This window comes from Sphaerochaeta associata (assembly GCF_022869165.1).
Lineage (GTDB): Bacteria > Spirochaetota > Spirochaetia > Sphaerochaetales > Sphaerochaetaceae > Sphaerochaeta > Sphaerochaeta associata.
In genome coordinates, this window is record NZ_CP094929.1 from 3275133 (window position 1) to 3297252 (window position 22120).

Sequence of the window (22120 nt, forward strand, 5' to 3'; positions counted from 1 at the left end):
AACAACCTACCTAGCGTACTCGACGACTCTCATCTCACGGATGATCGTCACCTTGATGCGACCCGGATACCTCAGCTCAGCTTCGATGCGCCCGGCGATGCCCTTGGCTATCTGCTTGGCTCCATCATCATTGACCTGATCGTTGTTCACCAGGATCCTCAGCTCACGGCCGGCCTGGATGGCATACGCCTTGTCTACGCCGGTAAAGCTCTCAGCAATCTGCTCAAGAGACTCAAGGCGCTTGATGTAGTTGTCCAACGTTTCACGGCGTGCACCAGGGCGGGCGGCACTGATTGCATCGGCAATCTGTACGATGACGGCTTCGATGGTTTGCGGCTCAGTATCATTGTGATGGGCGAGGATGGCATTTACCACCCGTGGATCCTCACCAAGACGCTTTGCCATATCGGCTCCAAGCTCTGCATGGTTTGCATCGCTCTCGGTCTCAATTCCCTTGCCGATGTCATGCAGCAAGCCCGAGCGCATCGCAAGTTCGCTATTCGCTCCGATCTCACTGGCGATCATACCTGAAAGAATGGCGACTTCCTTGGAATGACTAAGTACATTCTGACCATAGCTGGTTCTGAAATGAAGCCTGCCCAAGGCTCGGATTGTTTCCGGCCCGACATTGTGGATGCCAAGATCGAAAATAACCTTCTCTCCCTCGTCGGCGATGATTCTGCCGATTTCCTTGGTAACCTTGTTGACCACCTCTTCGATGCGGGCCGGATGGATTCGTCCATCCTGGACCAAGCGCTCCAAGGCGACTCTGGCGATCTCCTTGCGAACCGGGTCGAAACAGGAGATGACCACGGCCTCGGGAGTGTCATCGATAATGACATCCACACCGGTGAGGGTCTCAAGGGTACGGATGTTTCTTCCTTCCCGACCAATAATCCTGCCTTTCATCTCGTCACTAGGCAGACTCACCGAACTGATCGTCACATCACCGACGACCTCTGTGGCAAGCCTCTGGATTGAGGTCACAACGATATCACGAGCCTTTTTGTCAGCGGAAAGCTGCGCTTCCTGTTCGATCTTATTGATCATCAGTTGCGCATCTCTCCTCGCATCGTTGTACATTGTCTCCATGATGATGTTCTTTGCCTCATCAGCTGACAATCCAGCAATGCGTTCAAGTTCAGTAATCAGGCCGCCTTCTTTCTCGGCAACCTCTTGTTCTTTCCGGGCAAGTCCAGACTCCCGGTCTCCTAATTGCTTCCTGATAGCATCCAATTCAGCCTGCTTGTGTTCAAGATTCTCTTCCTTCTGAAGGATTCTTCTCTCGACACGCTGCAGTTCACTCCGTCTTTCCCTAGCCTCTCGTTCCTGCTGTTGTTGTTCTTTCAACAACTGATCCCGAGTCTCAAGCAAGAGCTCTTTGCTCTTTGCTTCCGCTTCCTTTATCGCTTCCTCGTTCAGTCTGATCGCTCTTTGTTCGACCGAGGTAAGCTTAAATTTCGCATACAGCCAACGGCTTAACCAACCTAAGATGATACCAATAAGACAACTAAGGAGGATGATAAGTATACGTTCCATATACTACCCCCTATTGTAATGGTACAATGATACGTACGCTTGTCGGAATTGTCAAGGCTCGAAAGCAACGCTATCTTGTCTGTAAGTACAGATTGTTCGGTTAATTACTGAGAATCGTACACTCTATGGGAACAATAAAAAAACCGCTGTCATGACAACAGCGGCTTCACCCAAATGGGTTTTTGTTTAATTGAAGAGGCACTTCAGAGGCTTATTTTTCCTCGTCGTCACTCTTCTCAGCCTTCTTGGCTGGTTTGTCGGCCTTCTTCTCAGCCTTCTCAGACTTCTTTTCGGCCTTCTTCTTCTCGGGCTTTGCGGTCTTCTCAACCAGCTCGAGGATCACCATCTCGGCAGCATCTCCGAGGCGGTTGCCGGTCTTCAGGATGCGGGTATACCCACCCTTCCGCTCGACAAACAAGGGGGCGATCTCTGTAAAAAGCTTTGCTGCAATAGCTTCATCGGTGATGTCCCGAGCGATCAAACGGCGGTTTGCAACGCTGTCGACTTTCGCACGGGTAATCATCTTCTCTGCCATTCTGCGAACTTCCAGAGCCTTTGCCTTGGTGGTCTCGATCCGTTCATATCTGAACAGTGAGGTCACCATGTTGCGCTTGAGGGCCTTACGGTGAGATGAGGTCCTACTAAGCGCATTGAATCCAATCCTATGCTTCATTCTCTTCTTCCTTGTTCCCAGGTACTTTGATTGCAGTTTTCAGAACACTATAGTCGGTCATCCCAAGGCTGAGATTCCACTCCTTCAGTTTTTCCTTAATCTCTTGGAGGCTCTTCTTACCGAAGTTCCTCGTCTTTGCAATCTCTTCCTCAGTCTTCTTGGTGAGATCGCCGATAGTACGGATGTTGGCATTCTTCAGACAGTTGCTGGATCGAACGGTCAGCTCGAGTTCCTCAACCGAGGTATTGAGAATCTTGCGGACCCTCTCTTCCTCTTCGTCCACCTCATCGTTATTGCTGATCAGAGTCTCGTCGAAGTTGATGAAGATCTGGAAGTATTCCTTCGCAATCTTTGCAGCTTCAGCAAGAGCATTCTGCGGTGCAATCGTACCATCAGTGTAGATTTCCAGTGTAAGCTTGTCGTAATCGCTGCGATAGCCGACACGGGTGGGTTCAATCGAATACTTAACGCGGGTAACCGGTGAGAATGTGGCGTCGATGGGGATGGTCCCGATCTCTTCCACATACTTCTCGTTGATTTCAGACGGGACATAGCCCCTACCAAGGTCAATCTGGACTTCCATCTCGATGTTGGCATCATCCATCATCGTGAAGAGAACCAAATCCTTGTTGGTGATCTCAACCTGGTCACGCTCGAAGTTTGCGCCACTTACAATACCGGGGCCCTTGCATTCGATGAGGAGGTTGGTCCCCTCCGAATCTTCGGGCATCCTGATCTGAAGCTTTTTCAACGCAGCAATGATGTCTGCGATATCCTCGCGGACTCCGGGAAGCTGCTCATACTCGCTGGAAATCAGGTGGGGAACACCATCCTCATTGAAGCTGGTGAACTTTACGGCAGTGACGGCATACCCCTGGATCGATGAGAGGAGCACCCTCCTGAGCGTGTTTCCGATCGTGGTTCCAAAACCTCTCTCAAACGGATAGGCAATGAATTTCCCATAGTTCGGTTCAACTGCGCTGTGTTCGAAGGTTATCCCCTTGGGCTTCTTGAAGCCCTTCAGAAGGTTTTTGCGTGCCATGGTTACTCCTTATCTGGAATACAACTCGACAACCAGCTGCTCGTTGATCTTCTCGAGCTCGGTGACTTCACTTCTCCTCGGAACAGCGACGAAGGTACCCTTCATTGCATCCACGTCCAGGCTCAGCCACTGGCAGACACCGGACTTGGTGTATTCCTTGAGGTTTTCTTTGACCAAAAGCATCTTCTGACCCTTTGCACCAACGCTGACTACGTCACCGGGGCGAAGGCGGTAGGAAGGAATGCTCACACGCTTTCCGTTCACAAAAATGTGGCCGTGGTTGACGAACTGAGCTGCCTGGTTGCGGCTGGCTGCAAAGTGGAGTCGGAATACCACGTTGTCGAGCCTCTGCTCCAAAAGCATGATCAAATTCTCACCAGTCTTACCGGGAATTCTTGCGGCTTCGTCGAAGGTCAACTTGAACTGCTTCTCGAGCATGCAATAGGTTCTCTTCAGCTTCTGCTTTTCGCGCAACTGCAAGCCGTAGTCGGTCGGCTTCTTGGAACGTGCGCGGGGATCCTTGCCCGGAAGGCCGGTGGACTTGGTATCGTTCATCGGGCACTTGCCGCTGTGGCAACGCTCTCCCTTGAGGAACAACTTGGTCCTCTCGGCTCTGCAATATCTGCACTTAGGTCCAGTATATCTTGCCATGTATCTGCTATCTCCTCATCAGACTCTTCTACTCTTGCGAGGTCTGCATCCATTGTGGGGGATGGGGGTGACGTCACGGATGGAGCGGACCTTCAGTCCAAGCACACCCAACGTTCTGATGGCGCTTTCGCGGCCAACACCAGGTCCCTTCACAAATACGTTCACTTCCTGCAGTCCACTGTCCATAGCAGCCTTGGCTGCCTTTTCGGCAGTTGTCTGTGCTGCATAGGGGGTGGACTTCTTGGCACCGCGGAACCCAAGTCCGCCGGCGCTTGCCCAAGATACCGCATTCCCGTTGAGGTCGGTTACGGTAACAATGGTATTGTTGAAGGTCGCCTGAATGTAGACGTTTCCTTCGTATACCGTCTTTTTGACTTTACGCTTTGCTGTAGCCATGTGGTACCTGCTCCTTATTTCTTCTTAGCCGCAACGGTCTTCTTCTTACCCTTGCGAGTACGGGCATTGGTCTTTGTCCGCTGTCCGTTTACCGGAAGACCCTTACGATGACGAAGGCCACGATAGCAGCCAATGTCCATAAGGCGCTTGATATTCAGAGCGACTTCTGTTCTAAGACGTCCCTCAACCTTGTACTCTTCCTCGATTACCTTACGAAGTACTGCAAGATCCTCGCTGGAAAGGGTGTTGATGTTGGTATCTGGATTAATATTTGTTTTTTCACAAATTTCAACCGCCGAAAACCTACCGATCCCGTAGATATAGGTCAAGGCGATTTTCACTGCCTTGTTCGGCAAATCTACACCTGCAATTCTCGCCATTCATGGCCTCCTGAATTTCTCTTATAGAGTAGGAAGGCTTGCGCCGAACCCTGTTATCTCTGTCTCTGCTTGTGCTTGGGATTGTCACAAATAATGCGGACCACCCCATTCCGTCTGACTACTTTGCACTTGTCACAAATCGGTTTGACACTTGCTCTTACTTTCATGTTCTAGCTCCTAGCCTAAATATGTTTTGACTTTTTTCCACTCACATTGAACCCATCGTAGTGGTGCATTTTCATGACACCCTCAATCTGACGCATGGTATCCAAGTCAACGCCGACAAGAATCAGCAGTGACGTTCCACCAAAGAGCATGGCCACGGTCGAGGGGAAGTTGAAGAACTTCTGTACCAGCGTGGGAATCAAGGCGATGAAAGCCAAGAAAAGAGAGCCGGGAAGAACGATGCGGTTGAGAACCCTGGTAAGGTACTCTTCCAATTTCTCGGACCGTACACCGGGAACCGAGCCACCATTCTCGCGAATCTGCTTGGCCATCTCAACCGGGTTCATAGACACCTGCGTATAGAAGAAAGCAAACGCTATGATCAACAGGGCGTAGATAATCAGATAGGGGGCACCCTGCGGATTCAGCCAATTAGCAAAGGCGGCAAGCCACCTTACTTCCGGGCCCAAGGTAGTAGCAATCTGCAGCGGGAAGGAGAGCAATGCGCTTGCAAAGATTACAGGGATAACGCCGGAGGGGTTGACCTTGATGGGGATATAGGTGCTCTGTGCACCATACATCTTCCGGCCTACCACACGCTTTGCGTAGTTCACGGGAATCTTGCGGACGCCCTGCTCTTCGTACACTACGAGAGCGACAACCACCAAGAACATCACAAACACCACCAAGACTACAATCGGATTCAGAACACCCGCGGAGATGCTTCTGAACAAGACCGACATGGCCTCGGGGAATCTTGCGACGATACCGGCAAAGATCAACAGGCTGATACCGTTACCGATACCCCACTGGGTGATCTTATTGCCGATCCAAATCAAGAGCATCGAACCGGTGGTCACAGTCAGCATTGCTACCAACGTGAACGGAAGGATACCCATAGTCATCACGCCGGGAATGGAATTGGCGTAAATAGTAACTACATACGACTGAATCAAACATACAACAATCGTACCATATCTGGTGTATTGCTGAATTTTCTTATGGCCTGACGGGTCCTGAGCCAGCTTCTTCAATGAGGGGATCACCAACATCAACAGCTGCACGATGATCTGCGTGCTGATATAAGGCATGACACCAAGCATAAAGAGTGAGAAGTTGGAAAATGCTCCGCCAGAGAAGAAGTTCAAATACTCAGTCAGACCGATATTGGAACTAGAACTCTGTGAAAGAAAAAACAGTTTCAGAACTTCCGGATCAATCCCGGGAATTGGAATCACAGCCCCGATCCTGCTGACAATCAGCAGGCCCAGGGTAATGAGTATCTTCTTCCGAAGATCCTTGATTCTATACATCTCAACTAAGGAGTTTGCCATAAAGCCCTTCTTTGTTATCTGATTTCGCCGCCCGCAGCCTTAATCTTTTCGATTGCGCTTGCGGAAACCTTCAGTCCGTCAATGACTACCTTCTTGGTCAGATCCCCATTGCTCAGGATTTTAGCCTGTGCATTGTAACCCTTAACCAACCCAGCGTCCTTAAGGGCGTCGAGGGTAACTACATCGCCATCTTCAAAGTTGGCGGAAATCACATCGAGGGACACGACAACATACTCCTGCTTGAATACACTGTTCGAGAAACCCCTGCGAGCGACACGACGGTACAGAGGCATCTGACCGCCCTCAAAGCCAAGACGGACACCGCCGCCGGAGCGGGAATTCTGTCCATCGTGACCCCTACCACTGGAGCGGCCCTTCGAGGAAGCACCGCGACCAACGATAGTCTTTTTTGTATTGGCACCCTTGGGTGCATTGATCTGTCCCATCTTACATCTCCTCGACTTTCACAAGGTGAGCTACTACACGGACCATCCCAAGGTTTGCAGGGGTGGCGTCATGTACAACCGAGCTGGAAATCTTGCCGAGTCCCAGAGCCTTGACAGTCCTGCGCTGATTAGGCAGGCAGCCGGAAAGGCCTTTGACCAGGGTGACCTTGATTTTCTTTGCTTCAGCCATCATCTTACCCCCACATCTCACTCAGGGACTTGCCCCGATTCTTCGCAACAACCTTTGCATCAAACAGGTGCTCGAGTGCATCGAATGCAGCCTTTACCGTATTGATGGAGTTCTTGGAGCCAAGGCTCTTGCTCAGGATATCATTGATTCCGCATGCATCGCAAATGGCACGCACAGCACCGCCGGCGATAACACCGGTACCGGGTACTGCGGGCTTGAGAAGCACGCTGGCACTCTTGTAATTGCCGATGATTTCGTGAGGAATTGAAGACTTCTTCACCGGGACGACAATCATACTGGCCTTTGCACGATCGACGGCTTTGCGGATGGCTTCGGTTACGTCGTTGGCCTTGCCAAATCCATATCCAACCTTACCGTTCTGGTCGCCTACGACTACCAGAGCAGAGAAGGAGAACCTTCTACCACCCTTGACAACCTTGGCAACACGGTTGAGCTTGATCAGCTTTTCAACGTACCCGTCGTTCTTATTGTTATCTCTTTCTCTAGATCTTTCCACAGTTTCCCCCTAGAACTTTACGCCGGCTTTGCGTGCGCCGTCAGCGATGCTCTTGACAATGCCGTGGAACAGATAGCCGTTACGATCGAACACACAAGTATCGATGTTCTTCTCGAGCATTCTCTTCCCGACGGCCTCTCCAAGCTTTGCAGCATCTGCAACAGTGTTCTTCAAGCCCTTCAGTTCACCTTCCAAGGAGCTGGCGGACACAAGGGTGCAACCTGCTACATCGTCAATGACCTGAACATACATGTGGGAATTGCTGCGGAATACACTCATCCTTGGCTTGCTGGCAGTACCGGAGATGTTCTTGCGAATATGATGCTTGCGGCGAGCAAGCTTCTTTCTCTTGTCGATTACTCTATTCATCTTTCTTACCTACCCACTATTTCTTTGCCGAAGCGGTCTTACCAGCCTTGCGACGGATGACCTCGTTATCATACCGGATACCCTTGCCCTTATACGGCTCAGGTCCACGGAGAGAGCGGATCTCGGCACAAGTCTGTCCGACAAGCTGCTTGTCAATGCCGCTGAGAGTAACCTTGTTGGGGTTCTCCACAACAACAGTGATTCCCTGGGGAATTACAACTTCAACCAACTCGGAGTACCCGAGGTTCAGAGTCAGAAGATTTCCCTTCAGATCGGCGCGATAGCCGACGCCGTTGATCAGCAGGGTGCGGGAGAAGCCTTTGGAGACACCTTCCACCATGTTGTTGATCAACTGGCGATAGAGGCCCTGGAAGGCATTCGCTTCCTTGGACTCATCCCTCGGAGCAACCTTGACCACAGAACCTTCAATGGTGAGAACCACTTCAGGACGGGCAGGACAATTAAGCTTTCCCTTCGGACCTTCGACATGAATTACACCATCGGTGACGGCAATCTTGACCCCTTGAGGTACAGTGATTGGCAATTTTCCAATTCTGGACATTTTATACCACCTTACCAAATAGAGCAGATCAGCTCACCACCGACCTTGTTCTCAGTCGCCTTCTTACCGGTAATGATACCAGCAGAAGTGGATACTACAACAACACCATGTCCGTTGTACACACGGGGCATATCCCGGTATCCGGTATAAATCCGGCGGCCAGGAGTGGAAATACGTTCAATCCCGTGCAGCACAGGACCCTGCGTCTCATCATATTTCAAGAATACGCGGATGTAGGAAATACCATCCTTCGTCACCTTCTTGAAGTTCTTGATAAATCCTTCATTCTTGAGAATCTTCACAATCTGAAGCTTCATCTTCGAAGTGGAAATATCTACTTTTTCATGCTTAGCCAAACTAGCATTTCTGATTTTGGTCAGCATATCAGCAACTGGATCACTTACAGCCATTTTTCTCTCCTACCAACTAGATTTGGTAACACCAGGAATCTGGCCTTCACTTGCCAATTTGCGGAAGCAGATCCTGCACATATCGAACTGGCGCATATAGCCACGGGGTCTGCCGCAAACTCTGCAGCGATTGACGTGTCTGGAACTGAACTTGGGCTCCCTATTGGCCTTTACGATCATTGATTTCTTTGCCATATGTCTCCACCCTTATTTGCTGAAGGGCATGCCAAGCTTTGCAAGCAGGGCGTAGCCTTCTTCATCGGTCTTCGCGGTCGTTACAATGGCGATGTTAAAGCCGCTGACACGCTCGATTTTATCGAAGTCGATTTCCGGGAAAATAATCTGCTCGGTGATACCCAGCGAATAGTTTCCATGACCATCAAAGGCATTGGGCTTTACACCCTTGAAGTCCTTGACGCGGGGAAGAGCAACACTAATCAACCGTTCCAGGAAGAACCACATGTTGTCACCACGAAGGGTGACCATAGCGCCGATTTCCTGGCCTTCGCGGACCTTGAAGTTGGCAATGGACTTTCTGGCCTTGGTCTTAAGGACATGCTGACCGGTGATCTGCTCGAGCTCTTTAACAGCAGCATCGAGAAGCTTCTTATTGGTAATAGCCTCGCCGACACCAACACTGACAACAATCTTTTCCAGGGCTGGAATCTGCATCTTGGAGGTGTAGCCAAGCTCCTTGAACAAGGCGGGAGCCGCAGTTTCAAGGTATTTCGTTTTAAGGTTTGGTACGAACTTTTCCATTAGATTACTTCCCCGGTTTTCTTGGCGTAGCGGACTTTGTTTCCACTTTCATCAAACTTGTACCCGATCCTGGTAGGCTCACCCTTTCCGGTGACATACGCAACGTTGGAAACGTGGATCGGAGCCTCGATTTCCATGATGCCGCCCTTATCCTGCGGATTCTTCTTTTTCATGGTCTTCTTGACCATGTTGGCACCCTGGACGACGACCCTCTCATTCTCACGGTCTACCTTTACGATCTTGCCGGACTTACCTTTGTCCTTGCCAGCAATAATCAGTACGGTGTCGTTCTTCTTAAGCTTCATGTGCACACTCCTACAACACTTCCGGCGCGAGTGAAACGATCTTCATGTACTTGTCACGCAGCTCTCTAGCTACGGGCCCGAAGATACGCTTGCCGCGCGGGTTATTGTTGGCATCAATGATAACGCACGCGTTGTCATCGAACCTGATATAGGTACCGTCAGGTCGGCGGTATTCCTTCTTCGTTCGAACAATGACCGCCTTCATGACGTCACCTTTCTTGATGGCGCCGTGGGGCAGGGCATTTTTAACAGCAACTACAATAATATCGCCAATTCCTGCAACATACCGGTGGCTGCCGCCAAGCACCTTGATGCACTGCACCTGCTTGGCACCACTGTTGTCCGCAACATTCAAATACGTCTGCATCTGTACCATATCGTCTCTCTCCTATTAGCGAGCGCGCTCGACGATCTGCACGAGACGCCAGCACTTATCTTTGCTGATGTGGCGGCTTTCAACAACACGTACGGTGTCGCCGATATTGGCCTCGTTCCGTTCATCATGTGCCTTCACTTTCTTGGTGGTGGTCACATACTTCTTATACAGGGGATGCAGTCTTCTGGAGGAGATGGCCACGACGATAGTCTTGTCCATCTTGTCACTGACCACCTGGCCGGTAAAACTTTTCTTGTTAGCTTCCATCTGAATCGCTCTCCCTTACTTTGCCGCTTTCCGGATTCCGAGTTCATATTCGCGAATGCGGGTATTCACACGAGCGATATTCCGCCTGATGGTGCGAACAGCAAGCGGATTTTCCACATGCCCGAGCACTCTTCCCATGCGAAGGTCAAAATACTCTTTGTGCAGCTTTTCCTTCTTGGCAGCCAGCTCGTCAAGGGTTAAATCATTATATGAATTTTTCATAATCTTACTCCACTTCCCTTCTGGCGACAAACTTCGTCTTAATCGGAAGCTTGGACGCTGCAAGCGTCAATGCTTCACGAGCCAACTCTTCGGTAACGCCACCCATTTCAAACATGACAGCACCGGTCTTTACCACAGCCACCCACCCTTCGGGGGCACCCTTACCATTACCCTGACGGGTTTCAGCGGGCTTCTTGGTGTAGGGCATATCAGGGAAAATCCTGATCCATACCTTACCACCGCGCTTGATATGACGGGTCATCGCAATACGAGCTGCCTCGATCTGGCGGTTTGTAATCCACTTCGGCTCGAGAGCCAACAGGGCAAACTCACCAAAAGCAATCGTAATACCGCGATGTGCAACACCATCGGTGGTGCCACGCTGCTTCTTTCTATATTTTACTCTCTTTGGACTAAGCATGGCCTACTAACTCCTTGCCTCAAGGCTTTCGCTCTTGCTGGGCTTTCTTACCAACCCGCCGGCGTCCTCTTTGATTGCACGATCGTAGATCTCACCATTGAATACCCAAACCTTGACACCAATGACACCAAAGGTTGTATTTGCAGTAGTAAAACCATAGTCGATGTCGCTGCGAAGCGTATGAAGAGGAACACGGCCTTCCTTCATCCACTCGGAGCGTGCAATTTCTGCACCACCGATACGACCGCTGAGCCTGATCTTCACACCCTGAGCTCCACTCTGGATTGCCTTGGAAACAGCAGTCTTCATAGCTCTGCGGAATGAACCGCGGGAGACGAGCTGCTTGGCAACGTTCATGGCGATCAACTGGGCGTCCGCCTCGGGCTTCTTGATCTCCTTGATCTTAATCTGCACCTTCTTGTTGGAAAGCTTCTGCAGACGTGCACCAAGCTTCTCAACGTTGGCGCCCTTGCTTCCGATAATGATGCCGGGGCGACTGGTGGTGATTACGATCGTGATGCGCTGAGGCTTGCGGATGATTTCCACATCCGAAATTTCAGCACCCTGAACTTCCGGGCATTCAACCAAAGCCTTTCTCAGCTTCAGATCTTCATGCAGGGTTTCTGCATACTCCCTGGGGTCCACATACCATTTGGACTTCCAGGTCTTGTTGACTCCAAGACGGAGTCCAATAGGATTAACTTTCTGGCCCATTTATTTCCTCACGCTTGCTTTTTCGTCAACGACGACGGTAATGTGTGACATCCTCTTAAGCAGAATATCCCGTCTTCCATGGGATCTCGGCCAGACTCTCTTGAGCCTCGGACCCTCGTTAACCTGCAACTCCATGATCACAAGATTCTCTTCATCGATCTTCTTGTTCTGATCAAGAGCATTTGCACAAGCGGATTGCAAAACCTTCAGGATCAGGTTTGATCCCTTCTGGGGCATAGCCTCGAGAATTGCAACAGCCTCCACATAGGACTTATTCCTCACAAGATTGGCGACGGGGCGAACCTTGGAAGGAGATACCATCAGATACTTTGCAGTTGCTGAGTAACCTTTCTTTTCTTCCATATTAGTACCCATTGCGATTAACCAACCTTCTTGTCGGATGCGTGCCCGCGGAAGATTCTGGTGGGTGAAAATTCACCGAGCTTGTGCCCTACCAGGTTCTCCGTCACAAATACAGGAATCCAAGTCTTTCCGTTGTACACGGAAATCGTGAATCCCACCATTTCAGGGATGATCGTTGAACAGCGGGAATAAGTCTTGATCATCTGCTTCTGATTAGTCTTGAGAGACTCCTGAATCCTCTTATACAACTTCTTCTCAATAAAAGGACCTTTTTTGATTGATCTAGCCACTTTCTACTCCTACTTCCGCTTCTTCACAATAAAGGCACCGGAAGGCTTCTTCTTGGAACGAGTCTTGCCACCCTTGGTCGGCTTACCCCACGGGGTAACAGGGTTGCGTCCAGCTGCAGTCTTACCTTCACCACCACCATGCGGGTGATCAATCGGGTTCATTGCAACACCGCGAACCTTTGGCCTTCTTCCGAGATGACGGCTTGCACCGGCCTTTCCGAGGCTGACGTTCATATGGTCTTCATTGCCGAGCTGCCCGAGGGTAGCGTAGCATTCACCAAACACCATGCGCATTTCACCGGAGGGGAGGCGGAGGGTGACATAGTCCCCTTCCTTGGCAACAACGGTTGCACCAAGACCGGCAGAACGGACAAGCTGTCCACCGCGGCCGAGAGTGAGCTCAACGTTGTGAACCATCAACCCGAGGGGCACTTTCTTCAACGGAAGGGCATTGCCGCTCTGGATCGAAGCATCAGGACCGGAAACAACAGTGGTTCCTACGGTCAGTCCCTTCGGAGCAATCATGTAGCGCTTCTCGCCGTCGGCATAGAATACCAAGGCAATGTTTGCGCTGCGGTTCGGATCGTACTCGATAGTCTTGACAGTTCCGGGAATACCGTACTTGTCGCGCTTGAAATCGATGATACGATATGCACGCTTATGGCCACCGCCTCTACGGCGAACACTGATGCGCCCGAAGGTATCCCGACCAGCCTTTTTGCTAAGGCCAACGGTCAAGGACTTCTCAGGCTTGCTGGCAGTCAGCTCGCTGAAGACCAAAGTGGTCTTCTGGCGAAGGCCGGGAGTATTGGGCTTGTAAGTTTTTAGAGCCATTTTCCAACTTCTCCTTATACGCCTTCGATGGCCTGGATGGATGCACCCTTGGCCAAGGTTACGACAGCCTTCTTCCAATCACCGGTGTTACCAAGGATGCTGCCACCCTTACCGCGGGAATACTTAGGCTTGCCCTTTACAATCATCACGTTGCAATCGGCAACCTCAACTCCAAACAGCTCCTTTACAGCAGCCTTGATCTGGAATTTATTGCTGTCCATGCGGACCTTGAACGTGTACCTTTTCGTTTCGCCTTCGCGAGCAATGTTTGTCTTCTCGCTCAGAACGGGTTCAATAATAATTTGGTCTGCTCTCATTTCCGGTCCCCTTATTTGTCGCCGTAGAAATCGTTGAGATTTTTAGCGGCACCTTCCAGAACCAAGAGCTTTCTTCCATACAGCAGTTCCTTGGCGGAAAGCCTGTTGTATGAGAGAACACGCAGGTAGGGAATGTTCCTCGCAGCGCGGCGTACCATCTCATCGTCGTCCTTCAGAATCAAGATGGTTCTTGACGCATCCTTGACGAAATTCTTGATGATCAGGTCCAAATCCTTGGTCTTGCCACTATCAATGGAGAAATCCTCAACTACTACGAGGCGGTCCTCCTTGACTCCCAAAGAAAGCAGGCTTTTCATTGCAAGCCTCTTCATCTTCTTGGGAAGGGTGTAGCTATAATCACGCGGCTTGGGTCCGAAAATCGTACCACCACCAACCCAGACGGGAGACTTCTTGTCACCAGCACGTGCGTTACCGGTTCCCTTCTGTTTGTATGGTTTTACGTTGCTGTAATGGACCTCAGCGCGGGTCTTCGTGCATGCAGTACCGACGCGGCGGTTTGCAAGCTCGTTGTTTACGGCATAATAAATGGATCCGTCACTCACTTCTCTGTTGAACACTTGATCATTCAACTCAATGCTTCTGACTTCACTGCCGTCAATTGAAAAGACTTTCGTTTCCATATATCTCGCCCCTACTTCTTAATCGCTTTCTTGACGATGACGACACTCTGGGCGGGGCCAGGGATAGCACCCTTAACCATAAGGACCTGCATCTCTTCATCGACACGGACGACTTTCAGGTTCTGAACCGTCATCCTCTCATTACCCATGTGGCCAGCCATTCGGTGACCCTTGAACGTGCGAGCAGGGGTGGATGACATTGCAGTACCACCGATATCGCGGTGGAACTTGGAACCGTGGGTTGCGCGACCGCCAGAGAAGCCGTGACGCTTCATACCGCCGGCATAACCCTTACCTTTCGTAGTCCCGGTGACATCCACAAAAGTGGCGTCCTTGAATATATCCACGCCCAACACCTCGCCGACCGTGAGTTCCTTATCATAATCACGGAACTCGATCAAATGCTGCTTCGGCTCACACACATCGGTGAACTGGCCAGCATAAGGCTTGGTGATAGTGCTTTTCTTCTTGTCGACGGAACCCAGGACGGCAGCACTATATCCGTGCTTTTCGTCAGTACGTTCCCCGACAACAACATTGCCCTCAATTTTTATTACAGTCACTGGTGTGAGCCTGCCTTGCGCATCAAACACCTGTGTCATTCCAACTTTTTTGCCGATAAGCCCTAACATCTCTTACCTCAACTCTCTTACTGTTTAATCTCTACATCCACACCGGCAGGGAGCTCAAGCTTCATGAGGGCATCCATGACTTTTGATGTAGGATCCAATATGTCAATCAACCTTTTGTGGGTTCTCATCTCGAACTGTTCGCGAGATTTTTTATTGACAAAGGGCGATCTCAGGACAGTGTACTTGTTAATACGAGTCGGGAGAGGAACAGGACCTGACACCGTGGCACCAGCCCTGACGACAGTTTCAACGATTGCTTTTGAGCTCTGTTCAACCAGCTCAATATCAAAGCCTCTCAACCTTACTCGAATTCTTTCTTTAGCCATATTTCCTCCAAAAAACGGGCCTTGCCATCATCAGCCGATGATGGCAAGACATTCGTCAATGAACTCAGTCGATAATCTCGGTTACTTGACCGGAAGCAACAGTCCTACCACCTTCACGAATAGCGAAGCGGAGACCCTTGTCCATAGCGATCGGGTGAATCAGTTCAACGATAATCTCAGTGTGGTCACCAGGCAGTACCATCTGCTTGCCTTCGGGCAGGTTTACGGTACCGGTGATGTCAGTGGTGCGGAAATAGAACTGCGGGCGATAGCCGCCGAAGAACGGAGAGTGACGTCCGCCTTCGTCCTTGCTCAACACGTATACGGTACCGGTGAACTTGGCGTGGGGCTGGATGGACTTGGGCTTTGCCAGAACCTGGCCGCGAACAACGTCCTTCTTGTCAACGCCGCGAAGCAGCAAACCAACGTTATCACCAGCCTGACCTTCGTCGAGCAGCTTGTTGAACATCTCAACGCCGGTTACGACGGTGTCACGGGTTTCCTTGATACCGACGATGGAAGCGGGATCGTTCACCTTGATGATACCGCGTTCGATACGACCGGTAACAACGGTACCACGACCGGAGATGGAGAAAATGTCCTCAATCGGCATCAGGAAGGGCTGGTCTACAGCGCGCTCCGGAAGCGGAATGTAGGTGTCCATTGCTTCGAGCAGGTCGTCGAGGCACTTGGTTGCTTCAGGATTGTCCGGCTGGGTCATGGCTTCGTAAGCGCTGCCGCGGATGACAGGAGCGTTGTCGCCATCGAATCCCTGTGCACGAAGCAGATCGCGCATCTCTTCCTCGACAAGGTCGATCAATTCAGGATCGTCAACCTGGTCGCACTTGTTGATGAATACAACGAGGCAGGGTACACCAACCTGGCGAGCGAGCAGGATGTGCTCCTTGGTCTGAGCCATTGCACCGTCAGTTGCTGCAACGACGATGATGGCGCCGTCCATCTGCGCAGCACCGGTGATCATGTTCTTGATGTAGTCAGCGTGACCCGGGCAGTCAACGTGAGCATAGTGCCTGTTGGTGGACTGATACTCAACGTGTCTGGTGTTAATGGTAATACCACGCTCTTTTTCTTCAGGGGCGTTGTCAATCGCATCGTAACCAAGGGCCTTATCGCCGAACAGCTTAGCGCAATGCATGGTGATAGCAGCGGTAAGGGTAGTCTTACCATGGTCGACGTGACCGATGGTTCCTACGTTTACGTGTGGCTTGTTCCTCTGAAATTTCTCTTTTGCCATCATTTCCTCCTTGTGACGTTCCATTGACTGTCACAAAAAATAATTAATATGTGCTCATAAAGGCCCAAAGCCTTTACCATTCCGCTTGAGACAAACTAATTACTTGGAAACAAAACATAAGAGGATTCCAGAGGTCCTCAGGCCTGGAGAATCCATCCTGACGACATAGTATAAGTTTTAAAAAAAACTTCTTACTGACTGAAACCACCTTATCATTGCTTCTGCAATAATCGGTTTGGCTCTTCATAGCACCGCATAGGCATAGCTATACGGACACCTTAAGCACTATATGCGAAAGCTGTTTTTATGTCAAGCAATACTCTTTAATTATATACAGATACAAAAAAAACCGGCTTTTCTTTTGAAAAAGCCGGATTTTTTTATGTACAGGACTACCAACGGTAGTGACTGAAGGCCTTGTTCGCCTCTGCCATCCTGTGGGTGTCTTCCTTCTTCTTGAAGGCGGAACCGGTATTCTGGAAGGCATCAAGGAGCTCGGCACCAAGCTTCTCAGCCATGCTGCGACCATTGCGGTTGCGGGCGGCTGCGATAATCCAGCGCATTGCAAGCGCCTCACGGCGATTGTCACGAATCTCGACGGGAACCTGGTAGGTGGCACCACCGACACGGCGGCTCTTTACCTCTACAACAGGCTTCACATTTTCCAAGGCTTTGAGAAACACGTCCAACGGCTTCTCTCCAGTCTTCTCTCCAAGGCTTGCCATAGCCTGGTAGATGATCCTGGTGCTGATGGACTTCTTGCCATCCACCATCATGCGGCAGATGAACTTCTCAACAATGACACTCCCATAAACGGGATCGGGCAACACTTCCCTGACGGGAGCAGTAGTTCTTCTTGACATATTCTATCTCCTCCCTTATCAAGCCTTGGGTCTCTTCGCACCATACTTGGAGCGACTTCTCTTCCGATCTGCAACACCGAGGGTATCCTTGGCACCGCGAACAATGTGATAGCGGACACCGGGAAGGTCCTTGACCCTTCCTCCACGCAGAAGAACAACAGAGTGCTCCTGCAGGTTGTGGCCGATACCGGGGATGTACGCGGTAACTTCAATACCGTTGGAGAGGCGCACACGTGCGACCTTTCTCAGAGCAGAGTTCGGCTTCCTCGGGGTGACGGTCATGACCCTGGTGCAAACACCACGCTTCTGGGGACAACCTTCAAGGGCTGGGGACTTGGTCTTGTTGCGGACGCTCGTCCTCCCCTTTCTGATCAGCTGATTAATAGTAGGCATCTTGTAGACACACTCCCTTTTCTTTCTTTGATCCACCGCCTCTCACAAAAGCGGGGATCTGTGCCGCCCCTACGGGCAGCACCTCGTATGTAAAATCCGTACCCAGCATGGACACAATGGTGTGGTTTTTTACACGAACCTTCCCAGGCTTCAGGATACGCCGACAGGCGCATCCATCATTCCTCGTCAGAATCGTCCACATCCACGGTATCACCTACGGATTTCATGTCTGCCAAATCTTCGACGTCGAAATCATCGTCATCAATCATCTCTTGGCGCCTGGATTCCTTGACCGCATCAACTTTCTGCTGCAGTGCGAGCAACTCCTCGTCCTTGAGTTTTACGTCCCGGTACTTCTTCATGCCGGTTCCGGCAGGAATAAGGTGGCCGATGATGACGTTCTCTTTCAGACCGCGCAACTCATCTTTACTACCAGCAATTGCTGCGTTTGTCAAGACCTTGGTCGTCTCCTGGAAGGAGGCTGCACTGATGAAGGAGTCGATGCTCAAGGACGCACGAGTGATACCGAGCAGCAACGGCCGTGCAACAGCAGGCTCACCGCCTTCGGTAATTACCCGATCATTTTCCTCGAAGAACCGATACTTATCCACCTGCTGCCCATGAATCAGGTTGGTGTCACCGACATGGACAACCTCGACCTTGCGGAGCATCTGTCTGACGATAACACCAAGGTGCTTGTCGTTGATCTGAACGCCCTGCATTCGATAGACCTCCTGAACCTCGTCCACCAGGAAGGACTGCAATGCATTCTCCCCAAGGATGTCCAGAATGTCGTGCGGATCTACAGAACCGTCACACAGCGCCTCGGCGGCTTCCACCGAGTCTCCATCGCGCACCAGAAGGTTTCGTCCCATCGGTACCATGTGCTTGTACTCATGCCCGTAGGGATCGGTAACCACGATGGTTCGTTTGCCCTTGACGATCGAAGCAAAACTGACCAAGCCGGCGACCTGGGCAAGAATTGCAGCATTGCGGGGCCTTCGAGCCTCGAAGAGCTCGCCGACACGGGGGAGACCACCGGTGATATCCTTGGTCTTGATACCTTCCTTCAGCAACTTGGCCAAAATGGTACCCTTGAAGACCTTGGTGTTGTCCTTGATCTGCAGATACGAACCGCCTGGCAGCAGGTATGCTGCGAGCACATCGCCCTTTCCATGCTCTGCACTCGTAATCTCGATGCGGGGCTGGAGGGACTCCAAGCTGTGTTCGGTAATCTTCTTCTCGATATTACCGGTTTCTTCGTTCACTTCCTCGATCAAGGTGGTTCCCAGCTTGATATCGACGAAGTTGACGTAACCGCCTACTTCTGCCAATACGGGCTCACTGAACGGGTCGAAGGAGACAATGGGAGTCTTCGCATCCACAAACCTGCCGCTCTCAACCAAGAGCTCGGAACCTGTCTTGACGACCTGGCTGGTTGAGTGACCGACAAGGTAGACCTTCGAATCCACTACCTTCACAGAGCCGTTCTCTTCACTGGTCACTTCCTTGCCCTTCTTGAGGTACAACGGAGTTCCCTTCGCTACAATCGAGCCATCCTCAACCAATAACTTGTCGTAACTGCCCTCATCAATGACAGCATTGACACGGAAGTATTCAATATGGCCCTTACGGGTGAACACATTGACCGAATCGCTCTCACGAACAACCCTGGTTCCGGTGATGTTGCCGATAAGTACAGGATAGTTGAAGGTAAGCTTGTTCTCTTCGGCGCTCGTCGAGGCAGTACCACCAACGTGGAACGTACGCATCGTAAGCTGGGTACCCGGCTGCCCGATTGACTGGGCGGCTATGATGCCGACTGCTTCACCGATGACTACGGGCCGGTTGGTAGCAAGGTTGCGGCCATAGCACTTACGGCATACACCATGCTTTGCTTCACAGGTAAGCACAGTCTTCAGCAGCACTTTCTCGATACCGGCTTCTTCGACCTTAAGTGCAGTAGCCTCGTCGATTTCAACGTTTGCATGTGCAATGACCTGTCTGGAGAAGGGATGCAATACATCCTCGACGGGACAGCGTCCGACGATGCGTTCGGAGAGCGATTCAACGATTTCATCGCCATCCTTGAGGGCCCCTCTCCAAATACCGTTGATCGTGTGGCAGTCATCCTCATTGATGACGACATCCTGGCTGATGTCAACCAGACGGCGGGTAAGGTACCCTGCCTCTGCGGTCTTGAGTGCGGTATCGGACAGACCCTTACGGGCACCGTTGGTGGAGATGAAGAACTCGATGATCGAAAGACCTTCCTTGAAGTTCGACTTGATGGGGAACTCGATGACGTCGCCGGACGGCTTTGCCATCAAACCACGCATACCACCAAGCTGCCTGATCTGGGTCTTCGATCCTCGGGCACCGGAGTCAGCCATGAGGAACAGCGGGTTGAAGCCGTTCTGGCTTACTCGCAACTCGCTCATCAAGGCATCGGTAAGCTGGTCATTGGTCTGGGTCCAGACCTCGATGACCCTGTTGTACCGTTCTTCCTGGGTGATATGCCCCTGACGATACTGCTCGAGGATTCTCTGCTGCTCGTTGTTCGCCTTGCTGACAAGCTCCTGTTTTGCAACAGGAACAATCATGTCCGACAGGCCGATGGTAGCACCAAAAAGCGTTGCATACTTATAACCGACATCCTTGATGGAGTCGAGCATCTCAACGGCGATGGAGTTGTCATTTGCCTTCAAGGTGTCGCCGATCAAAGCCTTCAGTTCCTTGTCGCCAAGAGTTGCGTTCTGGAACGGAACACTCTTGGGAAGGACGGCATTGAAAAGAATTCGACCGGGAGTGGTCTCAATCTTGGTACCATTCTCAAGTTTATATCGAATCTTTGCATTATACGAGAGCAGACCACTGTCAAGTGCCATCTCCAACTCACCGATGTTGTCAAAGTACTTGCCTTCACCGGCGGCACCCTTCATGTCACGGGTCAGGTAGTTGATACCGAGGACCATGTCCTGTGAAGGATATACAATCGGCTTGCCGTTGGCAGGGTCGAGCAGGTTGGTAACGCTGAGCATCAGCGTCCAGCATTCCAGCTGGGCGGCATGCGTCAACGGTACGTGGACTGCCATCTGGTCTCCGTCGAAGTCAGCGTTGTAGGCATGACATACCAATGGATGCAACTTGATTGCCTTTCCATCGACGAGAACGGGATCGAAAGCCTGGATACCGAGTCGGTGAAGCGTAGGTGCACGGTTGAGCAGCACCGGATGCTCCTTGACTACTTCATCAAGAATGGACCATACAGCATCAGTCTCTTCCTCAACCAGGCTCTTTGCCTTCTTGATGTTGTAGACCACGCCATCCTGCACAAGCTTCTTCATGATGAAAGGCTTGTACAACTCAAGGGCCATCTTCGAGGGAAGACCGCACTGATGCATCCTGAGCTCGGGACCGACGACGATAACCGAACGACCGGAGTAATCGACGCGCTTTCCAAGCAAGTTCTGTCGGAAACGCCCCTGTTTGCCTTTCAGCATGTCGGAGAGACTCTTCAAGGGCCTGTTGCTCGCACCCTTGACCACACGCTTGCGCTTCGAGTTGTCAAAAAGGGCATCCACCGCTTCCTGAAGCATTCGCTTCTCGTTGCGGATGATGATGTCCGGGGCATTGAGCTTGACCAAACGGTCAAGACGATTGTTTCGGTTGATCACACGACGATACAGGTCATTGAGATCGCTGGTGGCAAACCTGCCGCCATCGAGCTGGACCATGGGTCGGAGATCGGGGGGAATGACAGGAATGACGGTGAGAATCATCCACTCAGGGCGGTTGCCGCTGTCGCGGAAGTTCTCACACACCTCGATGCGCTTGAGCAGGCGCTTGTCGGCCTTGTCGCCCTTGAGGCGCATCTGCTCGCGAAGTTCGCGGGAGAGCTCCTCGAGGTCGAGATTGACCAGGAGCTTGCGCACCGCTTCAGCACCCATGCCCGCCTCAAACGAGTCGCCGTATTGCTCGCGTGCCTGCCAATACTCTTCCTCGGAAAGCAACTGCTTGCCCTTCAGGTTGGTATCCCCTGCATTGATCACTACATATTTCTCATAGTAAAGAATGCTCTGCAGGGAGTTGCGTGTAATATCGAGCAGCATGCTCATGCGGCTGGGAACCGAACGATAGTACCAGATGTGGGAAACGGGGGCCGCCAGGGTGATGTGACCCATGCGTTCACGGCGTACCTTTGTATTGGTCACCTCAACACCACAGCGGTCACAAATCACACCCTTGTAACGGATCGACTTGAATTTGCCGCAGTAGCACTCCCACTCCTTGGTGGTACCGAAAATCTTCTCGCAGAAGAGACCATCGCGCTCCGGACGGAGGGTGCGGTAGTTGATCGTCTCCGGCTTCTTCACCTCGCCGTAGGACCAATCCTTGATCTGCTCCGGCGAAGCCAGCTTTATCATGATGCTATCGAAATCTTGAATTTCTTTCATCCGTACTTCTC

Annotated in this window: 33 protein-coding genes; all 33 read right to left on the minus strand. The window is 51.3% G+C overall.

Annotated elements, in window-relative coordinates:
• Positions 1-6 precede the first annotated feature (6 nt).
• The 33 genes from rny to rpoC all read right to left on the minus strand — a co-directional run bounded on the left by rny (position 7) and on the right by rpoC (position 22109).
• A complete protein-coding gene (rny, locus tag MUG09_RS15120; protein ID WP_244772278.1) occupies positions 7-1539 on the minus strand; it encodes a ribonuclease Y in 1533 nt (510 codons plus the stop codon).
• A gap of 211 nt (positions 1540-1750) precedes the next feature.
• Positions 1751-2212, minus strand: coding sequence for a 50S ribosomal protein L17 (gene rplQ / locus MUG09_RS15125; protein WP_244772279.1), 462 nt, complete (start codon positions 2210-2212; stop codon positions 1751-1753).
• Positions 2202-3254: a DNA-directed RNA polymerase subunit alpha gene (locus MUG09_RS15130; RefSeq protein WP_244772280.1), complete on the minus strand. Its 1053-nt coding sequence runs from the start codon at positions 3252-3254 to the stop codon at positions 2202-2204. Before MUG09_RS15130 ends, rplQ begins: the two co-directional genes overlap by 11 nt.
• Before the next feature lie 9 nt (positions 3255-3263).
• Complete coding sequence (gene rpsD / locus MUG09_RS15135) at positions 3264-3905, minus strand: 30S ribosomal protein S4 (protein WP_244772281.1); 642 nt, start codon at positions 3903-3905, stop codon at positions 3264-3266.
• Positions 3906-3923: 18 nt separating this feature from the next.
• Complete coding sequence (rpsK, locus tag MUG09_RS15140; protein WP_013608479.1) at positions 3924-4301, minus strand: 30S ribosomal protein S11; 378 nt, start codon at positions 4299-4301, stop codon at positions 3924-3926.
• A 14-nt stretch (positions 4302-4315) separates the two neighbouring features.
• Positions 4316-4681, minus strand: a complete 366-nt coding sequence (rpsM, locus tag MUG09_RS15145; protein ID WP_244772282.1) for a 30S ribosomal protein S13 — start codon at positions 4679-4681, stop codon at positions 4316-4318.
• Positions 4682-4734: 53 nt separating this feature from the next.
• Complete coding sequence (gene rpmJ, locus MUG09_RS15150) at positions 4735-4848, minus strand: 50S ribosomal protein L36 (protein ID WP_013608481.1); 114 nt, start codon at positions 4846-4848, stop codon at positions 4735-4737.
• Positions 4849-4863: 15 nt separating this feature from the next.
• The gene (secY, locus tag MUG09_RS15155; protein ID WP_244772283.1) at positions 4864-6180 is read right to left on the minus strand and encodes a preprotein translocase subunit SecY; all 1317 of its coding nucleotides are present in this window, start codon (positions 6178-6180) and stop codon (positions 4864-4866) included.
• 14 nt (positions 6181-6194) lie between these two features.
• Positions 6195-6626, minus strand: coding sequence for a 50S ribosomal protein L15 (gene rplO / locus MUG09_RS15160; protein WP_244772284.1), 432 nt, complete (start codon positions 6624-6626; stop codon positions 6195-6197).
• Between the two features lies 1 nt (position 6627).
• Entirely contained in the window at positions 6628-6819 is a 192-nt protein-coding gene (rpmD, locus tag MUG09_RS15165; RefSeq protein ID WP_425314086.1) for a 50S ribosomal protein L30, read from the minus strand.
• Between the two features lies 1 nt (position 6820).
• Positions 6821-7333 carry a 30S ribosomal protein S5 gene (gene rpsE, locus MUG09_RS15170; RefSeq protein ID WP_244772285.1) on the minus strand — a complete coding sequence of 171 codons (513 nt, stop codon included), beginning with the start codon at positions 7331-7333 and terminating at the stop codon, positions 6821-6823.
• Between the two features lie 9 nt (positions 7334-7342).
• The gene (gene rplR, locus MUG09_RS15175) at positions 7343-7702 is read right to left on the minus strand and encodes a 50S ribosomal protein L18 (protein ID WP_244772286.1); all 360 of its coding nucleotides are present in this window, start codon (positions 7700-7702) and stop codon (positions 7343-7345) included.
• 16 nt (positions 7703-7718) lie between these two features.
• Positions 7719-8264 (minus strand): 50S ribosomal protein L6, encoded by a 546-nt coding sequence (rplF, locus tag MUG09_RS15180; protein ID WP_244772287.1) that lies wholly within the window; start codon positions 8262-8264, stop codon positions 7719-7721.
• A gap of 11 nt (positions 8265-8275) precedes the next feature.
• On the minus strand, positions 8276-8674 hold the full coding sequence (gene rpsH, locus MUG09_RS15185; protein WP_244772288.1) for a 30S ribosomal protein S8: 399 nt from the start codon (positions 8672-8674) through the stop codon (positions 8276-8278).
• 9 nt (positions 8675-8683) lie between these two features.
• Complete coding sequence (locus tag MUG09_RS15190; RefSeq protein WP_244772289.1) at positions 8684-8869, minus strand: type Z 30S ribosomal protein S14; 186 nt, start codon at positions 8867-8869, stop codon at positions 8684-8686.
• 12 nt (positions 8870-8881) lie between these two features.
• Positions 8882-9433: a 50S ribosomal protein L5 gene (rplE, locus tag MUG09_RS15195; protein WP_013608490.1), complete on the minus strand. Its 552-nt coding sequence runs from the start codon at positions 9431-9433 to the stop codon at positions 8882-8884.
• A complete protein-coding gene (gene rplX / locus MUG09_RS15200; RefSeq protein ID WP_013608491.1) occupies positions 9433-9738 on the minus strand; it encodes a 50S ribosomal protein L24 in 306 nt (101 codons plus the stop codon). The genes rplE and rplX overlap by 1 nt, the downstream gene beginning before the upstream one ends.
• A gap of 10 nt (positions 9739-9748) precedes the next feature.
• A complete protein-coding gene (rplN, locus tag MUG09_RS15205; RefSeq protein ID WP_244772290.1) occupies positions 9749-10114 on the minus strand; it encodes a 50S ribosomal protein L14 in 366 nt (121 codons plus the stop codon).
• Between the two features lie 15 nt (positions 10115-10129).
• Positions 10130-10381 (minus strand): 30S ribosomal protein S17, encoded by a 252-nt coding sequence (rpsQ, locus tag MUG09_RS15210; RefSeq protein WP_013608493.1) that lies wholly within the window; start codon positions 10379-10381, stop codon positions 10130-10132.
• A 15-nt stretch (positions 10382-10396) separates the two neighbouring features.
• A complete protein-coding gene (gene rpmC, locus MUG09_RS15215; protein ID WP_244772291.1) occupies positions 10397-10603 on the minus strand; it encodes a 50S ribosomal protein L29 in 207 nt (68 codons plus the stop codon).
• A 4-nt stretch (positions 10604-10607) separates the two neighbouring features.
• Positions 10608-11024 carry a 50S ribosomal protein L16 gene (rplP, locus tag MUG09_RS15220; RefSeq protein WP_244772292.1) on the minus strand — a complete coding sequence of 139 codons (417 nt, stop codon included), beginning with the start codon at positions 11022-11024 and terminating at the stop codon, positions 10608-10610.
• 6 nt (positions 11025-11030) lie between these two features.
• A complete protein-coding gene (gene rpsC / locus MUG09_RS15225) occupies positions 11031-11738 on the minus strand; it encodes a 30S ribosomal protein S3 (protein WP_244772293.1) in 708 nt (235 codons plus the stop codon).
• A complete protein-coding gene (rplV, locus tag MUG09_RS15230) occupies positions 11739-12101 on the minus strand; it encodes a 50S ribosomal protein L22 (RefSeq protein WP_041380836.1) in 363 nt (120 codons plus the stop codon).
• Positions 12102-12118: 17 nt separating this feature from the next.
• Positions 12119-12391: a 30S ribosomal protein S19 gene (rpsS, locus tag MUG09_RS15235; RefSeq protein WP_013608498.1), complete on the minus strand. Its 273-nt coding sequence runs from the start codon at positions 12389-12391 to the stop codon at positions 12119-12121.
• A gap of 9 nt (positions 12392-12400) precedes the next feature.
• Positions 12401-13225: a 50S ribosomal protein L2 gene (gene rplB, locus MUG09_RS15240; protein ID WP_244772294.1), complete on the minus strand. Its 825-nt coding sequence runs from the start codon at positions 13223-13225 to the stop codon at positions 12401-12403.
• Positions 13226-13239: 14 nt separating this feature from the next.
• Entirely contained in the window at positions 13240-13542 is a 303-nt protein-coding gene (gene rplW / locus MUG09_RS15245; RefSeq protein WP_244772295.1) for a 50S ribosomal protein L23, read from the minus strand.
• Positions 13543-13553: 11 nt separating this feature from the next.
• Entirely contained in the window at positions 13554-14183 is a 630-nt protein-coding gene (gene rplD / locus MUG09_RS15250) for a 50S ribosomal protein L4 (protein WP_244772296.1), read from the minus strand.
• 11 nt (positions 14184-14194) lie between these two features.
• On the minus strand, positions 14195-14815 hold the full coding sequence (rplC, locus tag MUG09_RS15255; protein WP_244772297.1) for a 50S ribosomal protein L3: 621 nt from the start codon (positions 14813-14815) through the stop codon (positions 14195-14197).
• 17 nt (positions 14816-14832) lie between these two features.
• Positions 14833-15141, minus strand: coding sequence for a 30S ribosomal protein S10 (rpsJ, locus tag MUG09_RS15260; protein WP_013608503.1), 309 nt, complete (start codon positions 15139-15141; stop codon positions 14833-14835).
• Positions 15142-15205: 64 nt separating this feature from the next.
• Entirely contained in the window at positions 15206-16396 is a 1191-nt protein-coding gene (gene tuf / locus MUG09_RS15265) for an elongation factor Tu (protein WP_244772298.1), read from the minus strand.
• Positions 16397-16788: 392 nt separating this feature from the next.
• Entirely contained in the window at positions 16789-17259 is a 471-nt protein-coding gene (gene rpsG / locus MUG09_RS15270) for a 30S ribosomal protein S7 (RefSeq protein ID WP_244772299.1), read from the minus strand.
• Between the two features lie 18 nt (positions 17260-17277).
• Entirely contained in the window at positions 17278-17652 is a 375-nt protein-coding gene (gene rpsL / locus MUG09_RS15275) for a 30S ribosomal protein S12 (protein ID WP_244772300.1), read from the minus strand.
• Between the two features lie 176 nt (positions 17653-17828).
• Positions 17829-22109 (minus strand): DNA-directed RNA polymerase subunit beta', encoded by a 4281-nt coding sequence (gene rpoC / locus MUG09_RS15280; RefSeq protein ID WP_244772301.1) that lies wholly within the window; start codon positions 22107-22109, stop codon positions 17829-17831.
• Between the last annotated feature and the right edge of the window lie 11 nt (positions 22110-22120).

Bases quoted from the DNA above. Each gene is read 5' to 3' on its own strand.
- rplX (WP_013608491.1), bottom strand. From the start codon at position 9,738: ATGAAGCTTAAGAAGAACGACACCGTACTGATTATTGCTGGCAAGGAC.
- rpsJ (WP_013608503.1), bottom strand. From the start codon at position 15,141: ATGGCTAAAGAAAGAATTCGAGTAAGGTTGAGAGGCTTTGATATTGAG.
- rpsK (WP_013608479.1), bottom strand. From the start codon at position 4,301: ATGGCTACAGCAAAGCGTAAAGTCAAAAAGACGGTATACGAAGGAAAC.
- rpsD (WP_244772281.1), bottom strand. From the start codon at position 3,905: ATGGCAAGATATACTGGACCTAAGTGCAGATATTGCAGAGCCGAGAGG.
- rpsQ (WP_013608493.1), bottom strand. From the start codon at position 10,381: ATGGAAGCTAACAAGAAAAGTTTTACCGGCCAGGTGGTCAGTGACAAG.
- rplE (WP_013608490.1), bottom strand. From the start codon at position 9,433: ATGGAAAAGTTCGTACCAAACCTTAAAACGAAATACCTTGAAACTGCG.
- rplW (WP_244772295.1), bottom strand. From the start codon at position 13,542: ATGAGAGCAGACCAAATTATTATTGAACCCGTTCTGAGCGAGAAGACA.
- rpsG (WP_244772299.1), bottom strand. From the start codon at position 17,259: ATGTCAAGAAGAACTACTGCTCCCGTCAGGGAAGTGTTGCCCGATCCC.
- MUG09_RS15130 (WP_244772280.1), bottom strand. From the start codon at position 3,254: ATGGCACGCAAAAACCTTCTGAAGGGCTTCAAGAAGCCCAAGGGGATA.
- rpmJ (WP_013608481.1), bottom strand. From the start codon at position 4,848: ATGAAAGTAAGAGCAAGTGTCAAACCGATTTGTGACAAGTGCAAAGTA.
- MUG09_RS15190 (WP_244772289.1), bottom strand. From the start codon at position 8,869: ATGGCAAAGAAATCAATGATCGTAAAGGCCAATAGGGAGCCCAAGTTC.
- rplR (WP_244772286.1), bottom strand. From the start codon at position 7,702: ATGAATAGAGTAATCGACAAGAGAAAGAAGCTTGCTCGCCGCAAGCAT.
- rplD (WP_244772296.1), bottom strand. From the start codon at position 14,183: ATGGAAACGAAAGTCTTTTCAATTGACGGCAGTGAAGTCAGAAGCATT.
- rpmD (WP_425314086.1), bottom strand. From the start codon at position 6,819: ATGATGGCTGAAGCAAAGAAAATCAAGGTCACCCTGGTCAAAGGCCTT.
- rplP (WP_244772292.1), bottom strand. From the start codon at position 11,024: ATGCTTAGTCCAAAGAGAGTAAAATATAGAAAGAAGCAGCGTGGCACC.
- tuf (WP_244772298.1), bottom strand. From the start codon at position 16,396: ATGGCAAAAGAGAAATTTCAGAGGAACAAGCCACACGTAAACGTAGGA.
- rplN (WP_244772290.1), bottom strand. From the start codon at position 10,114: ATGGTACAGATGCAGACGTATTTGAATGTTGCGGACAACAGTGGTGCC.
- rpsL (WP_244772300.1), bottom strand. From the start codon at position 17,652: ATGCCTACTATTAATCAGCTGATCAGAAAGGGGAGGACGAGCGTCCGC.
- rny (WP_244772278.1), bottom strand. From the start codon at position 1,539: ATGGAACGTATACTTATCATCCTCCTTAGTTGTCTTATTGGTATCATC.
- rpsC (WP_244772293.1), bottom strand. From the start codon at position 11,738: ATGGGCCAGAAAGTTAATCCTATTGGACTCCGTCTTGGAGTCAACAAG.
- rpsH (WP_244772288.1), bottom strand. From the start codon at position 8,674: ATGGCTGTAAGTGATCCAGTTGCTGATATGCTGACCAAAATCAGAAAT.
- rpsM (WP_244772282.1), bottom strand. From the start codon at position 4,681: ATGGCGAGAATTGCAGGTGTAGATTTGCCGAACAAGGCAGTGAAAATC.
- secY (WP_244772283.1), bottom strand. From the start codon at position 6,180: ATGGCAAACTCCTTAGTTGAGATGTATAGAATCAAGGATCTTCGGAAG.
- rpoC (WP_244772301.1), bottom strand. From the start codon at position 22,109: ATGAAAGAAATTCAAGATTTCGATAGCATCATGATAAAGCTGGCTTCG.
- rplV (WP_041380836.1), bottom strand. From the start codon at position 12,101: ATGGAAGAAAAGAAAGGTTACTCAGCAACTGCAAAGTATCTGATGGTA.
- rplQ (WP_244772279.1), bottom strand. From the start codon at position 2,212: ATGAAGCATAGGATTGGATTCAATGCGCTTAGTAGGACCTCATCTCAC.
- rplC (WP_244772297.1), bottom strand. From the start codon at position 14,815: ATGTTAGGGCTTATCGGCAAAAAAGTTGGAATGACACAGGTGTTTGAT.
- rplB (WP_244772294.1), bottom strand. From the start codon at position 13,225: ATGGCTCTAAAAACTTACAAGCCCAATACTCCCGGCCTTCGCCAGAAG.
- rplO (WP_244772284.1), bottom strand. From the start codon at position 6,626: ATGGGACAGATCAATGCACCCAAGGGTGCCAATACAAAAAAGACTATC.
- rplF (WP_244772287.1), bottom strand. From the start codon at position 8,264: ATGTCCAGAATTGGAAAATTGCCAATCACTGTACCTCAAGGGGTCAAG.
- rpmC (WP_244772291.1), bottom strand. From the start codon at position 10,603: ATGAAAAATTCATATAATGATTTAACCCTTGACGAGCTGGCTGCCAAG.